General features: G+C 38.0%; 19 protein-coding genes. 1 reads left to right on the top strand and 18 read right to left on the bottom strand.

Translation table 11 applies throughout. The features are described from left to right. The first annotated feature begins 243 nt into the window (after nucleotides 1-243). On the top strand, nucleotides 244-705 hold the full coding sequence (locus P3G65_RS04815) for a DUF2798 domain-containing protein (protein WP_019292116.1): 462 nt from the start codon (nucleotides 244-246) through the stop codon (nucleotides 703-705). Nucleotides 706-929: 224 nt separating this feature from the next. On the opposite strand, the gene secG is transcribed toward P3G65_RS04815, so the two are convergent. The 18 genes from secG to P3G65_RS04725 all read right to left on the bottom strand — a co-directional run bounded on the left by secG (nucleotide 930) and on the right by P3G65_RS04725 (nucleotide 16,567). Next, a complete protein-coding gene (secG, locus tag P3G65_RS04810; protein WP_004258115.1) occupies nucleotides 930-1,178 on the bottom strand; it encodes a preprotein translocase subunit SecG in 249 nt (82 codons plus the stop codon). 113 nt (nucleotides 1,179-1,291) lie between these two features. Next, nucleotides 1,292-2,212: a thioredoxin-disulfide reductase gene (gene trxB, locus P3G65_RS04805; protein ID WP_004258118.1), complete on the bottom strand. Its 921-nt coding sequence runs from the start codon at nucleotides 2,210-2,212 to the stop codon at nucleotides 1,292-1,294. 70 nt (nucleotides 2,213-2,282) lie between these two features. Continuing rightward, on the bottom strand, nucleotides 2,283-2,510 hold the full coding sequence (locus tag P3G65_RS04800; protein ID WP_019292117.1) for a DUF4059 family protein: 228 nt from the start codon (nucleotides 2,508-2,510) through the stop codon (nucleotides 2,283-2,285). After that, complete coding sequence (locus P3G65_RS04795) at nucleotides 2,503-3,264, bottom strand: amino acid ABC transporter ATP-binding protein (protein WP_019292118.1); 762 nt, start codon at nucleotides 3,262-3,264, stop codon at nucleotides 2,503-2,505. The genes P3G65_RS04800 and P3G65_RS04795 overlap by 8 nt, the downstream gene beginning before the upstream one ends. After that, the gene (locus P3G65_RS04790; RefSeq protein ID WP_004258125.1) at nucleotides 3,261-4,148 is read right to left on the bottom strand and encodes an amino acid ABC transporter permease; all 888 of its coding nucleotides are present in this window, start codon (nucleotides 4,146-4,148) and stop codon (nucleotides 3,261-3,263) included. The genes P3G65_RS04795 and P3G65_RS04790 overlap by 4 nt, the downstream gene beginning before the upstream one ends. A 142-nt stretch (nucleotides 4,149-4,290) precedes the next feature. Next, on the bottom strand, nucleotides 4,291-5,148 hold the full coding sequence (locus tag P3G65_RS04785; RefSeq protein ID WP_019292120.1) for an amino acid ABC transporter substrate-binding protein: 858 nt from the start codon (nucleotides 5,146-5,148) through the stop codon (nucleotides 4,291-4,293). 166 nt (nucleotides 5,149-5,314) lie between these two features. Then, complete coding sequence (locus P3G65_RS04780) at nucleotides 5,315-5,725, bottom strand: VOC family protein (RefSeq protein WP_019292121.1); 411 nt, start codon at nucleotides 5,723-5,725, stop codon at nucleotides 5,315-5,317. A gap of 13 nt (nucleotides 5,726-5,738) precedes the next feature. After that, the gene (locus P3G65_RS04775) at nucleotides 5,739-7,409 is read right to left on the bottom strand and encodes a formate--tetrahydrofolate ligase (RefSeq protein ID WP_019335336.1); all 1,671 of its coding nucleotides are present in this window, start codon (nucleotides 7,407-7,409) and stop codon (nucleotides 5,739-5,741) included. Between the two features lie 129 nt (nucleotides 7,410-7,538). Beyond that, entirely contained in the window at nucleotides 7,539-8,237 is a 699-nt protein-coding gene (gene deoD, locus P3G65_RS04770) for a purine-nucleoside phosphorylase (protein WP_019292123.1), read from the bottom strand. An 83-nt stretch (nucleotides 8,238-8,320) separates the two neighbouring features. After that, nucleotides 8,321-9,136 (bottom strand): purine-nucleoside phosphorylase, encoded by an 816-nt coding sequence (locus tag P3G65_RS04765; protein WP_019292124.1) that lies wholly within the window; start codon nucleotides 9,134-9,136, stop codon nucleotides 8,321-8,323. A 19-nt stretch (nucleotides 9,137-9,155) separates the two neighbouring features. Beyond that, a complete protein-coding gene (locus tag P3G65_RS04760) occupies nucleotides 9,156-9,425 on the bottom strand; it encodes a zinc ribbon domain-containing protein (RefSeq protein WP_019292125.1) in 270 nt (89 codons plus the stop codon). A gap of 3 nt (nucleotides 9,426-9,428) precedes the next feature. Next, nucleotides 9,429-10,664, bottom strand: a complete 1,236-nt coding sequence (locus tag P3G65_RS04755; protein WP_019292126.1) for a phosphopentomutase — start codon at nucleotides 10,662-10,664, stop codon at nucleotides 9,429-9,431. Nucleotides 10,665-10,745: 81 nt separating this feature from the next. Further along, nucleotides 10,746-12,140, bottom strand: coding sequence for an MFS transporter (locus P3G65_RS04750; protein WP_019335335.1), 1,395 nt, complete (start codon nucleotides 12,138-12,140; stop codon nucleotides 10,746-10,748). A 160-nt stretch (nucleotides 12,141-12,300) separates the two neighbouring features. Beyond that, on the bottom strand, nucleotides 12,301-13,059 hold the full coding sequence (locus P3G65_RS04745; RefSeq protein WP_019292127.1) for a MurR/RpiR family transcriptional regulator: 759 nt from the start codon (nucleotides 13,057-13,059) through the stop codon (nucleotides 12,301-12,303). Between the two features lie 75 nt (nucleotides 13,060-13,134). Further along, entirely contained in the window at nucleotides 13,135-13,716 is a 582-nt protein-coding gene (locus P3G65_RS04740) for a hypothetical protein (RefSeq protein ID WP_019292128.1), read from the bottom strand. A 162-nt stretch (nucleotides 13,717-13,878) separates the two neighbouring features. Further along, nucleotides 13,879-14,595, bottom strand: coding sequence for a DUF4811 domain-containing protein (locus P3G65_RS04735; protein WP_019292129.1), 717 nt, complete (start codon nucleotides 14,593-14,595; stop codon nucleotides 13,879-13,881). Continuing rightward, nucleotides 14,595-16,121: an MDR family MFS transporter gene (locus P3G65_RS04730; RefSeq protein WP_019292130.1), complete on the bottom strand. Its 1,527-nt coding sequence runs from the start codon at nucleotides 16,119-16,121 to the stop codon at nucleotides 14,595-14,597. Before P3G65_RS04730 ends, P3G65_RS04735 begins: the two co-directional genes overlap by 1 nt. Then, entirely contained in the window at nucleotides 16,118-16,567 is a 450-nt protein-coding gene (locus tag P3G65_RS04725; RefSeq protein WP_019292131.1) for a MarR family winged helix-turn-helix transcriptional regulator, read from the bottom strand. Before P3G65_RS04725 ends, P3G65_RS04730 begins: the two co-directional genes overlap by 4 nt. Nucleotides 16,568-16,672 lie beyond the last annotated feature (105 nt).

The raw sequence follows: 16,672 nt of genomic DNA, 5'->3' as shown, positions 1-16,672 counted from the left end.
TTTTCATTTTTTGTTCCTTTTCGTTTACGTTTGTAAACTATATTTGTATTATATCGTTTACTTTTGTAAACGTTAAGTATTTAAGATTATTTTTTCAAAAATTTTTTAGTGACTAAAATCCTGCAACTCACTTTAATTGTCCTTGAATTTTTACTTTTTTTGTTCTTTATCAAGTTTTCACTTACGAAGACACGGTCATTTATGTTATGATATAGTGCACTTAAAAAGAATGGAGAAAAAAAGATGCCTAAAAATTTTAAAGAAGAACTTGTTTTTACCGGATTAATTGCTGGAATGATGGTTTTTGGAATGACCATGTATAATGTTTTTAAAGCCAGCGGTATAAATATGGAAAGTTGGGGAAATGTAGCTACTGGTTTTCCACTCGCTCTACTTGTCGCTGTCATACTTGATCTTGCACTTGTTGGCCCGCTGGCGAAAAAAATTGTCTTTTCTCATATCGAAAAAAAGAACTTACAGCCCTCTCCTGCGCAACTTGGTATTTTTATTTCCTTGTTTATGATTCTAGGAATGGTTACCCTTATGTCTATTTTCGGGATTATCATGGAAGGGACACCAACAACAGATAGTCTGCTTCTCTTGTATGGTAAAACATGGGCATTAAACATTGTCGTTGCACTTCCTCTTCAATTACTTTTGGTCGGTCCAAGTTCACGATTTATATTTGCGAAAATTTATCGTTAAATACCTGAAGAATACTAAAAAGTCCCTTTAAAAGATAAAGGGACTTTTTAGTCAAAAGAAAAAACTCTCCAAGTTGAAGAGTAAATTGAAATTATGAAATTATGTGTTTAAATTGTATCAAAAAATTTACACTAGTGGTTAACATTTGTCTATAAATTTTTCTTTTTAAATAAAAAAGCGGTCCATTATTTTTCGACCGCTTCATTTTGCATATTATCATTCTTTTATTTCGTAGAGAGAACGACCAAGATGAAACCAAGTACAAGCCAAATACCAATAGTAATACCTGTAAAACGTTGCATCACAGCCTCAAAACCACGCGCTTTACGTCGTTCAAATAGCTCGCCTGAACCACCTGAAAAAGCATCAGCAGCACCATCTTGTTTAGAAGGTTGCATCAAAATTGAAATAACTAAAATTGCAGAAATAACCAACATAATGACGAGTAAAACGTCGTAAATTACTTTATCCATATATACTTTTCTTCCTTAATCAGAATTACACTAATAAGATTATAACACATTTGTTACTAGAATACGAACGATAAAAACAAAAAAGAACGGCAGTAATGCACGTTCTTTTTTGTTTAACCTTCTACATATTTGTAAGCTTCTTGAGCTGCTTGGGCTCCATCACCTACTGCAGTAGTAATTTGGCGGAAATCTTTTTGACGAACATCACCAACGGCAAAGATACCTGGAATGCTTGTCTTCATCGTAGCATCTGTGATAATCCAACCTTCTTCATCTGTAATACCTAAATCACGAGCAAATTCAGATACAGCATCCAAACCTACATAGATAAAGAGACCACCGAAGTTGGCTTCTGTAACTTCACCTGTCTTAACGTTTTTATAACGTACAGATTCAATTTTACGTTCATCACCTTTGATTTCTTCAAGAACAGAATCCCATATAAATTTTATTTTATCGTTAGCAAAGGCGCGTTCTTGAATAATTTTTTGCGCGCGTAATTCGTCGCGGCGATGCATAATTGTTACTGTTTTACCAAAGCGAGTTAAGAAAATGGCTTCTTCAACAGCGGAATCACCACCACCAACAACCAAGATATCTTGATCACGGAAGAATGCACCATCACAGACAGCACAGTAAGATACACCACGGGCACCGTATTCTTCTTCTCCAGGAACTCCTAACTTACGGTGATTTGCTCCTGTCGCAATGATGATTGATTTTGTTTCAAATACTTCTTCTTCAGTGTTGATTGTTTTAGTTGCACCATTATCAACGATTGATGTGACAAAGCCATAAGCATTTTCAACACCAAGATCAGCTAAAGGCTCATACATTTTCATTGAAAGTTCAGGACCCATGATTTGACCATAGCCTGGGTAGTTTTCAATTTCTGCTGTATTATTCATTTGCCCGCCCGGAACACCTCGTTCCAAAAGCAAGGTTTTCATTTCACTTCTAGCGCTGTACATAGCTGCGGTCATGCCTGCAGGCCCTGCACCGATAACTACTACATCGTAAATTTTTTCTGTCATAATTCACCTCTTCAAGTATAGAACCATTATAAATTCTCTTTTGATTATTTGCCATTATTTTGATTTACAATCATCTGATTCTTAAAATAATCAGTATACCAACAACTGCAAAACTCAAAATCGGAATCGTCAAAATATCCACCAAAATAATGTCAAATAAACGATTGCGCCAGACATTTCGGGATTTATGATGATTACGGATCCAATAGATAAAACCGTACAAAAGACTGAGTAAACCTACAACTAAAAAAGAAATGAGTAAACCTTTAAGATAAAACTGTAAAACTAAATTAATCATTTGAACTTCCTATATCAATGGTTTTAACATGACGAGAGAGAAACTCACTCGTCCGCGGATTTTTAGGATGATGGAACACTTCCTCAGGGCTACCTTCTTCAATGATTTTACCCTTTTCAAGGAAGAGTACTTTTGTAGCAACATTATAGACAAAGTCCATCTCATGACTCACCAAAACCATTGTTTGTTTATTTTTAGCTGCATTGAGAATAGTGTCTTGCACCTCGCCAACAAGTTCCGGATCAAGCGCTGATGTCGGCTCATCAAGCAAGAGCAAAGTTGGCTGCATTGCCATCGCTCGTGCTATTCCTACACGCTGTTTTTGACCGCCGGATAAGAATTTTGGATAGTAATCCATACGATCTTCAAGACCGACTTTTCTTAAATTTTCCTCAGCTAGCTTCTGTGCTTCTGCTTTGGGCATTTTCTTAACTTGAATTAAACCTTCCATCACATTTTGGAGGGCTGTACGACGTTCAAAGAGATTGAACTGCTGGAAGACCATTCCTGTTTTGCGACGAAGCTCAAGAATTTCTTGTTTACTGATATGTTCAAAGTCGACTTTAAAACTATCAATTTCTAACTGTCCACTGTCTGCTTCTTCCAGATAATTAATAGAGCGTAAAAATGTTGACTTACCGGCACCTGATGCACCAATAAGCGCAATGACATCACCTTCATTAATTTCCAGATTAAGATTGTCAAGAACAACATTACCTGCAAAAGATTTACTTAAATTTGAAATTTTTATCATTTGTTGGTCACCCCATTATCAAAAGGATTGCGTCCAAGTGAGATTTTCCGCGCTGCTTTAGGCATTTTTATTTCCAGTTTGCTTTCAATCTTACGAATCAAGATTTCCAGAACGATACAGATTGGCCAGTAAATTAAGGCCAGAGCTAAATAGGTTTCAAAAAGACGGAAGGTTGAACCACCGATAATTTGAGCTTGAGCGGTCATTTCGACTACACCAGCAACAAAAGCGAGTGAAGTTGATTTGAGTAAGCCAATCAAAGCATTCCCTAATGGCGCTGTTGCAACAGAAGCTGCTTCAGGTAAGGTTACACGCCAAAAAACTTGAAAATTTGTCATCCCCAGGGAGCGTGCTGCTTCGATTTGACCTTTATCTACTGATTGAATGGCTGAGCGGATTGTTTCTGAATTATAAGCGCCTTCGTTAAGGGCAAAAGCCACAATCACAAAGAGCATAGCAGGAACCGAGTTAACTGTATAATTTGTTCCGTAATTCATATTGATTGCTTTAAGAATCAAGGGAATCCCTGTATAAGTTAAATAAAGTTGTACCAAAATTGGTGTCCCACGTGTAAAGGAAACAAACAAGGCACGTAACTGGTCTAAAATAGGAATTTTATTTATTCTGACAAGTGCAAGGAGCAACCCCAAAATGAGACCAAAGAACATTGCGATAAGTGTCATCTGCAATGAAATAGGAATCATTTTAATGATTGGTACAAAGGCTGCTGTAAAGTCTTTCCAACTAAAAATTTTGGTGAAAAACATCGTCCAAAATTCGTCAAAACTATATTGCCCTTGCATGATCAAAAAGGGAAGCATAGGCAAAATAATCAACAGGAGCAAAACTCCCAAGCCTAAAATTATTTTTTTATTTTTATTCATTTTTATTCTCTTCATCAAAGAAAGCTGTCTGAACCCCTCACTCGTGCCACAAGCATTTGTGTGTGAGAGACTCAGGGACAGCTTTTACACTACTCCTACTATTATACAAGAAACTAAAAATTTTTTCTTGTCTGTGAAATATTTATTTAAATTTGCTTGCTTCAGGTACAAAATCTCCATCAAAGAATTTTTCTGAAAGTTTTTTCAAGGTACCATCTTTTTCAAGCTCCGCAAGTACTTTGTTGACTTTAGATTGAAGTTCTTTGCCAGCATCATCTTTTGCAAAGAGGAAATACTCATAACCGTCATGTTCAGGATCACCTGTTGAAGTATCGATATCTTGAATTTTCAAGCTGTCAAATCCTTGATCCTTAATACTTGATTGCAGAGAAATTTTATCATAAAGCATGAAATCAATCTTCCCAGATTCAATCTGGTTAAAGCGTGTATTGATAGATGTGCTATCTGAAGAGTAGCTGATATTTATTTTCTTATCTGGATGCGCATTGTTCCAATCATTGATAATCTTTGTATAGTTAGAAGCTGGATTACCGATTGTACTTTTACCTGCAAGATCTTCTAGGGTTTTATAATCACCGTCTTTCGTTAATACTGCATTATTCGATTTAGAAATTGGTGATGAAAAATTATATTTTTCTGCACGTTCTTTTGACCAACCAAAATCATTGGCTCCCATCTGATAACGACCACTGTCCAAACCTGGAACAATCCCAGAAAAGTCAACCGCTTGATACGTTACTTTATATTCAGGTAACTTATCAAAGACAGCACGTGCAACCTCAATGTCATATCCTGTTAAATTTCCTTGATTATCAGAATAGGTAAAGGGTTTAGTTGCTCCATCTGTAGCTACAACAATCTCCGTTTGCTTGGTTTTTGATTCTTCTTTACTTGATGAACCACCATTACTGCAAGCAGCTAAAGCTCCTGCGGCGATAAGCGAAACGAGCGCGAGTGAAAGCTTCAGTGACTTTTTCATAGTAATGTTCTCCTTAATTTTTTGATATTTAAAGTTTATCACGCTCCCTATTGGTTTGTCATATTATTTGTTTATCGAGGGGTTAAGATTTTTTTATACCGGAATTTTATTTATTTAATATCAGCAAACAAAAAAGTTATCCGTAAAAAAGGATAACTATTTCTCTTTATTTCCAGATTGGTTGCCATGTAATGCCAAATTTGTCAGTGATCCAGGCACATTTACGAATATCTCCTACAGCTTCCGGCCCCATCATCACGCTTCCTTGGTCTACTAAAGCTGCAAAGATTTCATCAAATTCAGCCTCGGTCGCACAGTCCAGAAGAAGGGAATTTGACCAATTTGGTGTTGGTGCTGCATATTCTTTTTGCATATCAAGAAAGAAAAGTTCTGTCCCTTTTATTTCCAAACTCCCATATAAAACAAGTTCTTCTTTCAGCTCAGAAAAAGCTGGACTTTCATGATAAAACTCCATCCGTATAATCTTTGTGTCTGGCAAAACTTGAGCATAAAAAGTCATCGCTTCCTTGGCCTTACCATTTAATGTAATAAAAGGGGTGAGTTTTGCTTTTACCATCGTTCTCCTTTGCTTAAAACAAACCAGTGATTTTCCCAGTTTCGTCAATATCCATATTTAAAGCCGCTGGTTTTTTAGGTAAGCCAGGCATAGTCATCACGTCACCCAACAAGGCCACGATAAATCCTGCTCCAATCTTTGGTACCAACTCACGCACGGTAACTTCAAAGCCTTCTGGTGCTGCCAGAAGTTTAGGATTATCAGAAAATGAATATTGTGTCTTCGCCATACAAACAGGCAACTTATCCCAACCATTCTCCTCAATTTCTGTTAATTGACGCGCTGCTTTTGCAGAAAAATTAACTTTCTTGCCACCATAAATTTGTGTCACAACTGTTGTAATCTTGCTCTCTACCGATGCTTCTAAATCATAAAGATAATGGAACTCTCTTGCTTCATGCGTGAAAATACTTGTTAGTTTTTCGGCTAAATCAATTCCACCTGCGCCGCCCTTTTCAAAGACTTGTGTCAAACTCACAGCAACACCTTCTGCTTCAACAAGTCGTGTTAACTCAGCTATTTCCGCCTCAGTATCACTGGCAAATTGATTAATGGCTACAACGATTGGCGCACCATAGCTCGCCATATTTTTAATATGGCGTTTCAGATTTGCAAAGCCTTGGGTAACGGCTGCAACATTTTCGCCAGTTAGTTCCGTTTTAGCTACACCACCATGCATTTTCAATGCACGAAGAGTAGCAACAATTACAATAGCATCAGGGGTTTTTCCCAGTTGACGTGTTTTGATATCAAGGAATTTTTCGCCGCCTAAATCTGCTCCAAATCCAGCCTCTGTAATAGTTACATCTGCTAATTTTAAGGCTGTTTTTGTGGCTAAAACAGAGTTACAGCCGTGAGCAATATTGGCAAAAGGACCGCCATGTACTAATACGGGTGTCCCTTCAATAGTTTGGGCCAGATTTGGCTTAAGTGCATCTTTCAATAGGACTGTAATTGCACCTTCAATCTCTAAATCACCCACAGTGACCGGCTGACGATCATAAGTATAAGCCACAACAATACGTGAAAGACGTTCTTTCAAATCTGTCAATGAGGTAGCCAAACATAAAACAGCCATAATCTCACTGGCTACCGTGATATCAAAACCGTCCTCACGGGGCACACCATTAACTACACTGCCTAAGCCAGCAACGATATGACGAAGCTCGCGGTCATTCATATCTAAGACACGTTTCCAAACAACACGACGACTATCGATGTTTAGAGCATTTCCTTGGAAGATATGATTATCTAAAAGTGCTGCAATAGCATTATTCGCTGTTGTCATGGCATGAATATCGCCTGTGAAATGCAAGTTAATATCTTCCATCGGAAGAACTTGAGCATATCCTCCACCTGTTGCACCACCTTTTATCCCCATCACAGGGCCCAATGAAGGTTCACGTAGCGCCACCATTACCTTTTGGTTCAAGCGTGCAAAGGCATCTGCTAGTCCAACTGTCACCGTTGATTTTCCTTCACCAGCAGGAGTTGGGTTAATGGATGTAACCAAGACAAGTTTTCCCTCAGCATTATCCTCAAACTTTTTAAGGCTTTCGAGTGGTATTTTTGCTTTATATTTTCCGTAAAGTTCGATATCTTCAAAACTTAAACCAATTTTTTCAGCGACGTTTGTGATAGCTTCCATCTTGCATTCTTGTGCAATTTCGATATCTGTTTTCATCTTTTAAATAACTCCCTAATCTCCATAACTTTCTTATCATTTTAACAGAAACATCTGGAAATTTCCTTTGCAAATGCTAAATTTAATAATTTTACCCTTTCAATGTTCGGCTTTAACTTTTACTTTCTCCTAAACAATAAGTGTTTCAAGCCCTACACGCATCATATCAGTAAAGGTAGTTTGACGTTCTTCTGAACTTGTTGACTCTCCTGTCACTAGACTATCAGAGATGGTCATGATTCCTAATGTTTGGACATTATGTTTTGCACCCAAATAATAAAGAGCTGCTGCTTCCATCTCTACTGCTTTTACGCCCAATTTACCTATAGCCAGCGTATCAATATCACTGTAGAATAAGTCAGCCGAAAGAACATTTCCTACATGGGTTGGAATATTTAAGTTTTTCGCAATGTGATAGGCCTTATCTAACAAATCAAAATCAGCAATTTGCGGCAAATCAAACTGTGGCCAGTCATTTTTAATAATGCGTGAAGTTGTGGCAGCGCCTTGTGCCAAGACTAAATCTCGTACATGAACATCTTCATTTAGCGCACCTGCTGTGCCTACTCGGATCAATTTTTTCACGCCGTATTCGGTGATTAATTCATGTGCATAGATGGAGATTGATGGCATTCCCATGCCTGTTCCCATAACTGAGATACGGTGTCCTTTATAAGTCCCTGTATAGCCCAACATGCCTCGCACATTATTAAATTGTTGAGCATCCTCGAGAAAATTTTCAGCAATAAACTTGGCACGCAATGGATCGCCTGGCAAGAGGATTTTATCTGCAATTTGACCTTTTTTAGCTTCGATATGAACTGACATAGTTACTCCTTATGTTTAGGTTATTTTGGTGCCAGCTTTCTTCACTAAAAAAAGAAAACGCTAACACGTTTTCTCTTATTTTATCACATTTTCACTAAAACATTCTTAACAAGTGTTTTAAATGTTTCTTTCACACGTTCTGTTGTCTCAACAACTTCAGCGTGATTAAGTTCACTTTGCATTCCTGCAGCTAAGTTAGTAATGCATGAAATACCTAGAACACGCATTCCGGAATGAACAGCCACAATAACTTCAGGAACAGTTGACATACCTACGGCTGAAGCTCCCATCGTGCGAGCCATATGAATTTCTGCTGGTGTTTCGTAAGTAGGTCCGGTGAAGCCCATGTAGACCCCTTCTTGAACTTTAGCTGACATTTCTGCTGCTGTTTCCTTAACAAGCTCTTGATAGGCTTTGTCGTAGGCTTGTGACATATCTGGGAAACGTGGACCGATTTCATCGTCATTAGGACCAATCAATGGGTTTGTTCCCATGAAGTTGATATGATCGTTGATGATCATCAAGTCGCCAGGTGCGAAGTCTTTATTTACTCCACCTGCAGCATTGGTAACAATAATTGATGGTGTACCAAGAGCTGAGAACACACGTACAGGATAAGTCACAACTTCCATTGTATTTCCTTCATAGAAGTGGAAACGCCCTTGCATAGCAATAACTTTCTTACCAGATAAATCACCATAAACGAGTTGTCCAGCATGACCAACAACTGTTGAAACAGGGAAGTGAGGGATTGTTTCATATTTGATAATAACAGGATTTTCAATTTCTCCTGCTAATTCTCCCAAACCTGATCCTAAGATAAGAGCGACATCAATAGCGCCAACACCTTGATCTTTGAGGTATTTTGTCGTTTCAGCTAACTTCATTTTCAATTCCATTTTTGTGTTCCTTTAATTTTTATTTTTTCCAGCGCTTCAAGCCCTTTATTTGCATCGGGTAAAGTGTCTTGAGGAGCCATTTTTTAATTCCTGATATTTCCAGTTGTTCCAAGGCTTTACTTCCTAAAGCAATTGTTTCTTCCAAAGTAATATTGGGTTGTGTCCAAGAGCCATTCTGGTAGCAATATCTACAATATTCGGTAGCTGCTTGGCCGTTTCTTTCCGTTCCAAAATCGACCGCTTGTGCTAAAGGCATACCGCAAGATTGACAAAAAACTTTTTTAGTCATGAATTAGACCAAGCTTTCAAGGAAGGACTCCCCGATTTCAGCCTTGTCAATATTAAAATTATCTGCAATAGTAGCAGAGATATCCGCGAAGTGGCCCAAAGGTAGAACTTTTGGTTCTTTCAATGAAGGTGAGAAGATAACAAGTGGAATATATTCACGTGTATGGTCTGTACCTACATAGCTTGGATCATTCCCGTGATCAGCTGTAATCATTAACAAGTCATCTTCATGCATGGCTTCAAGAATTTCAGGCAAACGTCTGTCAAAGTCTTCGATTGCTTGTCCATAACCTTCTACATCACGACGATGACCATATTTCGCATCAAAATCAACCAAGTTCGTAAAGCTAAAGCCTTCAACGAATTCTTCTTTACGCATTGCTTTGAGAAGACGATCGACACCATCCATATCATTTTTATTATGTCCCATATCATATTTCACACCAACTGTGTTGAAAATATCAGAGATTTTACCTACTGAGTATGTGTCTACGCCAGCATTATAAAGTTTTTCTAACACTGTTTCATCAAATGGGCTCAAGGCATAATCACGACGGCCATCAGTACGTGTAAAGTCCCCTGGTGCACCCACATAAGGACGAGCAATTATACGACCAATCATAATACCAGAACCTTCCAGTGTGATTGAACGCACGTATTCGCAAATTTTGTACAATTCTTCACGAGAAATAATATCTTCGTGTGCCGCAATTTGTAACACAGGATCAGCTGAAGTATAAATAATCAACTCGCCTGTTTCCATTTGACGTGGTCCAAAATCATCGATAACAGCTGTTCCAGAATAAGGTTTGTTGGCTTCACGAATGACTTTACGGCCTGAAAACTCTTCAATTTTTTGAAGGAGATCTTCAGGATATCCTTCCGGATATGTTGGGAAAGGAGTTTGAATATTCAAGCCCATGATTTCCCAGTGCCCTGTCATTGTGTCTTTACCTTTAGAAACTTCTTGTAACTTGGTCACATAAGCTTTAGGCTGATCAGCAGCTGGAATAGTTTTTAGGGCTGTATCGCGTGGGATATTGCCCCAGCCCATTTCTTGAAGATGAGGAACATTTAGACCACGGATTTCTGAGATGTGACCAATTGTATCCGAATTCACATCATTTACTGCTTCGTGTGTTTCTACATCGTGGTTGAAAAACTTATCTGCATCTGGTGCAGCACCGATTCCAACGGAATCCATAACTACGAGGTGAACACGATTAAATTTCTTAGGCATATTATTTTCTCCTTACTTAGTGAACTTCTATATTATCATTATAAACTATTTAGTGATGAATAGGTTTCCAGAGCTAAACCTTCATGCAGAAAAACTTTTCTCGTTCGGAAGTTGCCCTTTGATGAGAAAAACGAAAACTGCTAAAGCCGCAATGGCTACACATGCAATCATGAGAATAACCTCACTATAATGTCCTTTGATAGTTGCCGCAAAAACATGAAGATTTACACCATCAATAAAACGTGAAGAATAAGTAAACCCGATTGACATTGCAATATTGATGCAAAGATTGTAGAAACCAATTGCTGTTCCTTTATTTTCTTCTGGCATTTTTTCCAAACTTGTGTGCATAAGTGGTGCATACATCATGGCAAAAGCACATGAACTTAAAATAAGTAAGCCTGTGAAAAGGAAAACTGAGGCTCCCATGAACAATGCAGCAAGCACAATTGTCACCACAATAGTCACCATTGAAACAATAACGGCTTTAAATGAATTAAGTTTGGAAGCAATTGCTCCTGAAAGACTACCTACAATCGCAGCTGCTAAACATGCAGGAATAAACATCAAAGATACACTATCTAATTGCATTTGATACACATCTGTAAGCAAAAATGAAAATGTATTCAAGGTAAAGGCAGCTTGTGTCGAGTAGATCAAAAGTGCAGCAATCAAAGTAAAGACAAACAATTTGTTTTTGAAGAAGTCAATCGTAATAAAAGCATTTTTCTTTTTAGAAATATAAAGTAAGAAAACAATTGTTGCCAAAATAAAACCAATCAGAACAAGCCACGAGAAGTTGGTCAGGTAAACCATTGCAGTAACAGCAACAGCTGCAACAAGCATAATTCCCATCACATCAATATATTTTTTCTCACCAGATTCTTTGGGAAGATATTTTAAAAGGAAGGGGATAACCAATAAAGAAAGTAATGGCACAAGGAAAAGCGTTTGCCAAGCCAAATGCGTAGTGATAAATCCTCCAGTCAAAGTACCAATGACTGTCGCAATTTGAAAACTAGAAGTTGAAAAGCCATAATATTTTTTTTGTTTATCTGGTGCAACATAGCGAGCTACAAAAATAAGATAAAGGGTTTCAGTAGCGCCCAGTCCAGCAGCTTGAATGACACGCGCAAAAACAACCAACCAATAATTATCATGAACCAGGTAGCCCATAAAAGAACCTGCAGAAATTAAAAGAATACCAAAAATAAGTAATGAACGAATACTAATGCTGTCAGAAAGGGATGCATAGACGACTGCTCCCATTCCAATAACTAATCCAGCTAAGGTCACTTGCCAAGCTACTGTACTGGCAGAAACATGGAAATACTCCACCAGTTTCGGGGAAATGATTTTAAAAGAATTATCAATGACCAAAGAAAAAATCATCAATAAAAGGATGACAGGAACGGCTTTGCCTACCTGTACTTCTTGTGCTGTATTTTGCTGACTTGTAGAGAGTTGTGCTTCCACAGTTAGTCCTCCGATATGATATATTTAAGCGCTTCATGAAAACGCTATCTTTAAAGAATATAATTATTATATCTTAAACATTTCTGAAAATGTATTCGCTTTCTCATGAAATATCTTGAAAAACTTTACAAAAAAAGACAAGTTACTAACTTGTCTTCTTTTATCTGATTGTACCTTTTGCGCGATAGATAGTAAACATATCCACCATAATACGACAAATGACTTCTAAAGGTAAAATACTTCCAGCATCTCCATAGAGTTCTTCTTTCTCTAATTTACTTTGATAAGCAAGTAGATAGTAGTCACTCATTTGGGCCAATTGGCTTCGGTAGTTACTTGTCAGAACTATTACTTTTGCACCCTTCTTCTTTGCTTTTTTAGCTGCAGAAACAATGATTTTCTCCTCACCTGTTGAAGAAACGATAAGCATCATATCTTCTGAAGTCAGTTTTTCAGCATACATTTCCATATCATCATAGTAACGACTGATTGCATTTTTCCCTAGCGTTTGAAACCGATGAATCATATCATCCGCTACAGCTTCACTTGCGCCACGCGCTACTGTCATGATCATCTTCGTTTCCACTAAAGCTTTCGAAATAGCTTCCAAGTCGGCAGGGTTAAGTAAACCAATCGTCCGTGAAACTTCAATCAAGTTCTTAAAAACATATTGATTAGCCTCGTCAGACAAACCAACTATTTTGTTTTCTTCCGCATTAGCTCCATTTTTATTTCTTTTGAGAGAATTTTTGAAATCGGCAAAGCCATCAAATCCTCTTTTTTTGAGAGTTCGCACAATTGTGGCTGTACTCACATGTGCTTCTTCAGCAATTTGAGTAATTGACATCAATTGAACTTTTGACTTGTTTTCTTCCAAAAATTCCCAAGTATACATTTCCGCATCTGATAATTTTTCCATAGTTACTCAATTATATCATATCCAAGAAGGAAGAAGATACAAAAAAGCGCTCTTTATGAGCGCAATTGTCTGGTGTTATTCTGCTAATGATTTTAATTTTGAATTTTTAAAGACATCAATAGTATAAATTTTATTGAGGACTTTACATAAACCAAATGCAAGGTTGAAATCGACAAAGCTATGAACAATTCCACCGAAGAAGACAAGCATAAGCAAGCTATTTAAGGCTTGAGGATTAAGATCTGCAAAACCAATATGATAAAAGGCTAAAACAACCAAGGCCTCCAATCCTGCGTGGAAAACTCCCAAAATCAGGTTAAAAACTTGTAGTTTAACTTTTTTGTCAACTAAATCTGGATTCTTCTTCAAGAACCAAGCACCAGCAGTCATTACTACAATATGAGTTGCCGCTCGCATCCAGATAAGGGGAACTGGGACACTAATAAAGAAACCAAGTGTGGTCCCAACAGCTACAAGCGCTGCTAAATAAGGGCTAAAGAACATAGCGGCCATAACTGGCACATGTGAAGCAAGAGTAAATGATGCGGGGCCAATTACGATTTTTGCCGGCATAATCATCGGAATTAAAATCCCTAAAGCCGTAAGAAGAGCACCAATCACCAAGTTCCTGATTCTTTTTCTACTATCAGAGTTCACTTTTATAATACCAACCTTTCTATGTTCACTATTTTACAATATTTCCCAGCGAATAAAATTACAATTTAGTTACATTTCCTGTTTTTTTACGTATATTAGGGAAGAGTTCAGTTTTCTATACACTTTAAAAGAAAAAAGTCTGAATAAATTCAGACTCTCTTGTTATTCTTTAAGGCCTAGGCGTTCTTTAATCTGCTTAACTTGCAGTTTTGTGAATTCCTCTGGGCTGTTCTTTTGTAGTTCCATCATTGCTTTTGCTTGCGCAGGATTTGCTTTCAGTGCTGCTTCTTGCTGAGCTTGCATCGCTGGTACTTCTTGTTGAAGTTTTTTGGCTTCATCTTGGGTCAAGACGAGCCACGTATCCTTAGGCACGTAAGCACGCGCGTGTTGATAAACAAGCTTTCCTTCTTCTCCGCCAATACCGAAAAGGAACTTCATAAAGTTGTCTTTAAATTTCCATTTGACTGTTGTTGTAACAACTTTGGCTTCAGACTCAGACGTCAGCTTGTAGTCTGCCGTTTTTTTCAAAGTTTCAACCATATGTTTTTGATCCGGTTGGAAATGAACTTCAGGCTCCTTATCTTCTTTGTTTGTACGGTAGACTAAAGCATAATTATTAGTATCTTGACCGATTTCTGCTTTTAAAAGCATCCCAAAGGCAGCATTAGTATCTCCTGCTGTGTAAATTTTCTTCGTTTCAGTAGAAGTTACTTTCTCCATACCCCAGTTATCTTTAATGTGTATTGTCAAAGCCATAACTGATGCTGTGAGTAGGACTAATGATAAACCACCAACAAGACCACGCCAAAATATTTTATCAATGTGGATAAAGCCGTAGAAGGTTAAAAGTGTAAATAAAACAATAAGTATGATAATCATTATTTCTCACCTCCTACTTCTTTTTTGTTTTTAACAATATGCCCTTGAAGGAAAAATGAAAGCACGAGCCCAAGGATAGCAAAGGCTAACCCTATAGCGAAAGAGGCGTGATAGCCTTTAAGCATGGCATCTAACATATCTCCTGCAAAAGCAAGTGGGTTGGACTCTTTCAAGCTTGCTGCAGGTTGTGAATTGGTAATAATATTTTGCGTAACAGAGCTTAAGAGCGCCACAACAACAGCTGAAGCAACTTGACGTGCTGTACTATTTGCTGCAGTACCATGTGCTGATTGTTCGCGTGGTAAAGCGTTCATGGCTGATGCAGTTAGAGGCATCATTACCATCGCAATACCAAACATACGCAAACCATAGAGCACAGTAATAAAGTGTTCTGGTGTTGTTGTTGTCAAAAACATAAATGGAATTGTACCAATGGCCAAAATGGTAAAACCAACACGGGCCAAGCGTTTCGCACCTACTTTATCATAGGCAGCACCCGCAAGTGGACTCACAATCCCCATCATCAAAGCACCAGGTAAGAGTGTCAAACCTGAACTCAATGGTGAAAGACCGTGGACTTGTTGCATATACAAAGGCAACATCATCTCAACACCCATCATAGCCATCATTGAAAGTGCCATAACAACGGTTGTCAAAGCAAATTGTTTATTTTTAAATACGGAAACATTTAAGAATGGTGTTTCCATATGCAATTGACGACGGACAAAGAGAGCAATGATTGCTACCCCCGCAACGATAGGTAGGATAACCGTTTGAAGATCACCCCAGCCATCGCTAGCTACATTTGTAAAACCCCATAAAAAGAGCCCAAAACCAAGAACTGATTCGACTAATGACATAAAATCTAGCTTCATGTCACGATTAGGCACAATGTCACGCATAAAAATAAGCATCAATACCCAACAAATGGCAATAACAACCATTGGAATCAAGAAGATTGTACGCCATGATTGTTCCAGAGTGAATCCTAAAATGACATGATCTTTATCTAGAATCCATCCTGCATAAGTAGGGCCAATTGCTGGTGCAAGACCTATAACAAGTCCCATAGCACCCATAACAGCACCCATTTGTTTTGGTGAGAACATATTGACCATAACAACCTGCATCAAGGGCATCGAAATACCAACGGCAATAGCTTGCATGATACGAGCTCCTAAAAAGACGCTCCATGTCGAAGTCGGTGCCGAATAGGCGACAAACATTCCAGCCAATAAAATTGCATAAGAAATCAAATACAACCAGCGTGTTGGGAATTTTGTTGTTAAATAGGCCGATACAGGGATCATAATTCCGTTTGCCAACAAGAACCATGTTGTGGCTTGTTGCCCCGTAGCTAAAGAGATATTAAAATCATTCATCAATGTGGGCATTGCTGTACCCAATGAGGTTTGCATGAGCATCCCTCCAAAAGTAGCAATCAAAATAAGTGCAAGAACAATCCCTCGATTAAATGGTTTCCCATGAATATCGAGTGGCTGATCTTTTGTTAATTCTTCAGTCATACTTTTTCGTTTTCCTCCTCAAATATTTCCATTGCTAAATCAAAAAATAGTTGGACATTTTCGACAAAACTTTTGGTGCGTTCTTCGCCCATTCGTTCAAGGATTTTCACAATACGGCTCACAGCTTCTTTTCTTGATTGCTCCGCTTCTTCACGACCTTTAGCCGTGATAGCCACTAAAATTTTACGACGGTCCGTACGAGAAATTTCACGTGTAACAAGTCCTTTCTCCTCAAGATTATTGAGAATTGTTGCTACTCGCGCTGTACTCATATTGGTTTGCTTCGCAATGTCACTAGGTAAAATTGGTGAGCCAGTATTTTTATAGAGGCCACCCAAAACGAGTTTTTCACCATGCGCATACTTACTAAAACGGCTCATAACTTCAGTTTTACTGCGACTCTTCACACAAGATAAAAAAGTTTCTGCTGCTTGATTGTAATCCATATCTTCCATTCCTAACACTATTAATTATCTAACACTGTTAGTATTATATTCTCTTTATTATCAATTGTCAAAAATTTACTACGATAAAGAAAGCTTAATCCCTCA

Origin of the sequence: Lactococcus sp. bn62 (assembly GCF_029492705.2) — a bacterium.
Classification (GTDB): Bacteria; Bacillota; Bacilli; order Lactobacillales; family Streptococcaceae; genus Lactococcus; species Lactococcus petauri.
Note: the sequence above shows the minus strand (reverse complement) of the source record. Positions and strands in the feature narration are given on the sequence as shown.

What these genes read in the sequence shown, in the direction of transcription:
- P3G65_RS04815 (WP_019292116.1), top strand. Translation starts at nt 244, where the DNA reads ATGCCTAAAAATTTTAAAGAAGAACTTGTTTTTACCGGATTAATTGCT.
- secG (WP_004258115.1), bottom strand. Translation starts at nt 1,178, where the DNA reads ATGGATAAAGTAATTTACGACGTTTTACTCGTCATTATGTTGGTTATT.
- trxB (WP_004258118.1), bottom strand. Translation starts at nt 2,212, where the DNA reads ATGACAGAAAAAATTTACGATGTAGTAGTTATCGGTGCAGGGCCTGCA.
- P3G65_RS04800 (WP_019292117.1), bottom strand. Translation starts at nt 2,510, where the DNA reads ATGATTAATTTAGTTTTACAGTTTTATCTTAAAGGTTTACTCATTTCT.
- P3G65_RS04795 (WP_019292118.1), bottom strand. Translation starts at nt 3,264, where the DNA reads ATGATAAAAATTTCAAATTTAAGTAAATCTTTTGCAGGTAATGTTGTT.
- P3G65_RS04790 (WP_004258125.1), bottom strand. Translation starts at nt 4,148, where the DNA reads ATGAATAAAAATAAAAAAATAATTTTAGGCTTGGGAGTTTTGCTCCTG.
- P3G65_RS04785 (WP_019292120.1), bottom strand. Translation starts at nt 5,148, where the DNA reads ATGAAAAAGTCACTGAAGCTTTCACTCGCGCTCGTTTCGCTTATCGCC.
- P3G65_RS04780 (WP_019292121.1), bottom strand. Translation starts at nt 5,725, where the DNA reads ATGGTAAAAGCAAAACTCACCCCTTTTATTACATTAAATGGTAAGGCC.
- P3G65_RS04775 (WP_019335336.1), bottom strand. Translation starts at nt 7,409, where the DNA reads ATGAAAACAGATATCGAAATTGCACAAGAATGCAAGATGGAAGCTATC.
- deoD (WP_019292123.1), bottom strand. Translation starts at nt 8,237, where the DNA reads ATGTCAGTTCATATCGAAGCTAAAAAAGGTCAAATTGCAGATAAAATC.
- P3G65_RS04765 (WP_019292124.1), bottom strand. Translation starts at nt 9,136, where the DNA reads ATGGAATTGAAAATGAAGTTAGCTGAAACGACAAAATACCTCAAAGAT.
- P3G65_RS04760 (WP_019292125.1), bottom strand. Translation starts at nt 9,425, where the DNA reads ATGACTAAAAAAGTTTTTTGTCAATCTTGCGGTATGCCTTTAGCACAA.
- P3G65_RS04755 (WP_019292126.1), bottom strand. Translation starts at nt 10,664, where the DNA reads ATGCCTAAGAAATTTAATCGTGTTCACCTCGTAGTTATGGATTCCGTT.
- P3G65_RS04745 (WP_019292127.1), bottom strand. Translation starts at nt 13,059, where the DNA reads ATGGAAAAATTATCAGATGCGGAAATGTATACTTGGGAATTTTTGGAA.
- P3G65_RS04735 (WP_019292129.1), bottom strand. Translation starts at nt 14,595, where the DNA reads ATGATTATCATACTTATTGTTTTATTTACACTTTTAACCTTCTACGGC.
- P3G65_RS04730 (WP_019292130.1), bottom strand. Translation starts at nt 16,121, where the DNA reads ATGACTGAAGAATTAACAAAAGATCAGCCACTCGATATTCATGGGAAA.
- P3G65_RS04725 (WP_019292131.1), bottom strand. Translation starts at nt 16,567, where the DNA reads ATGGATTACAATCAAGCAGCAGAAACTTTTTTATCTTGTGTGAAGAGT.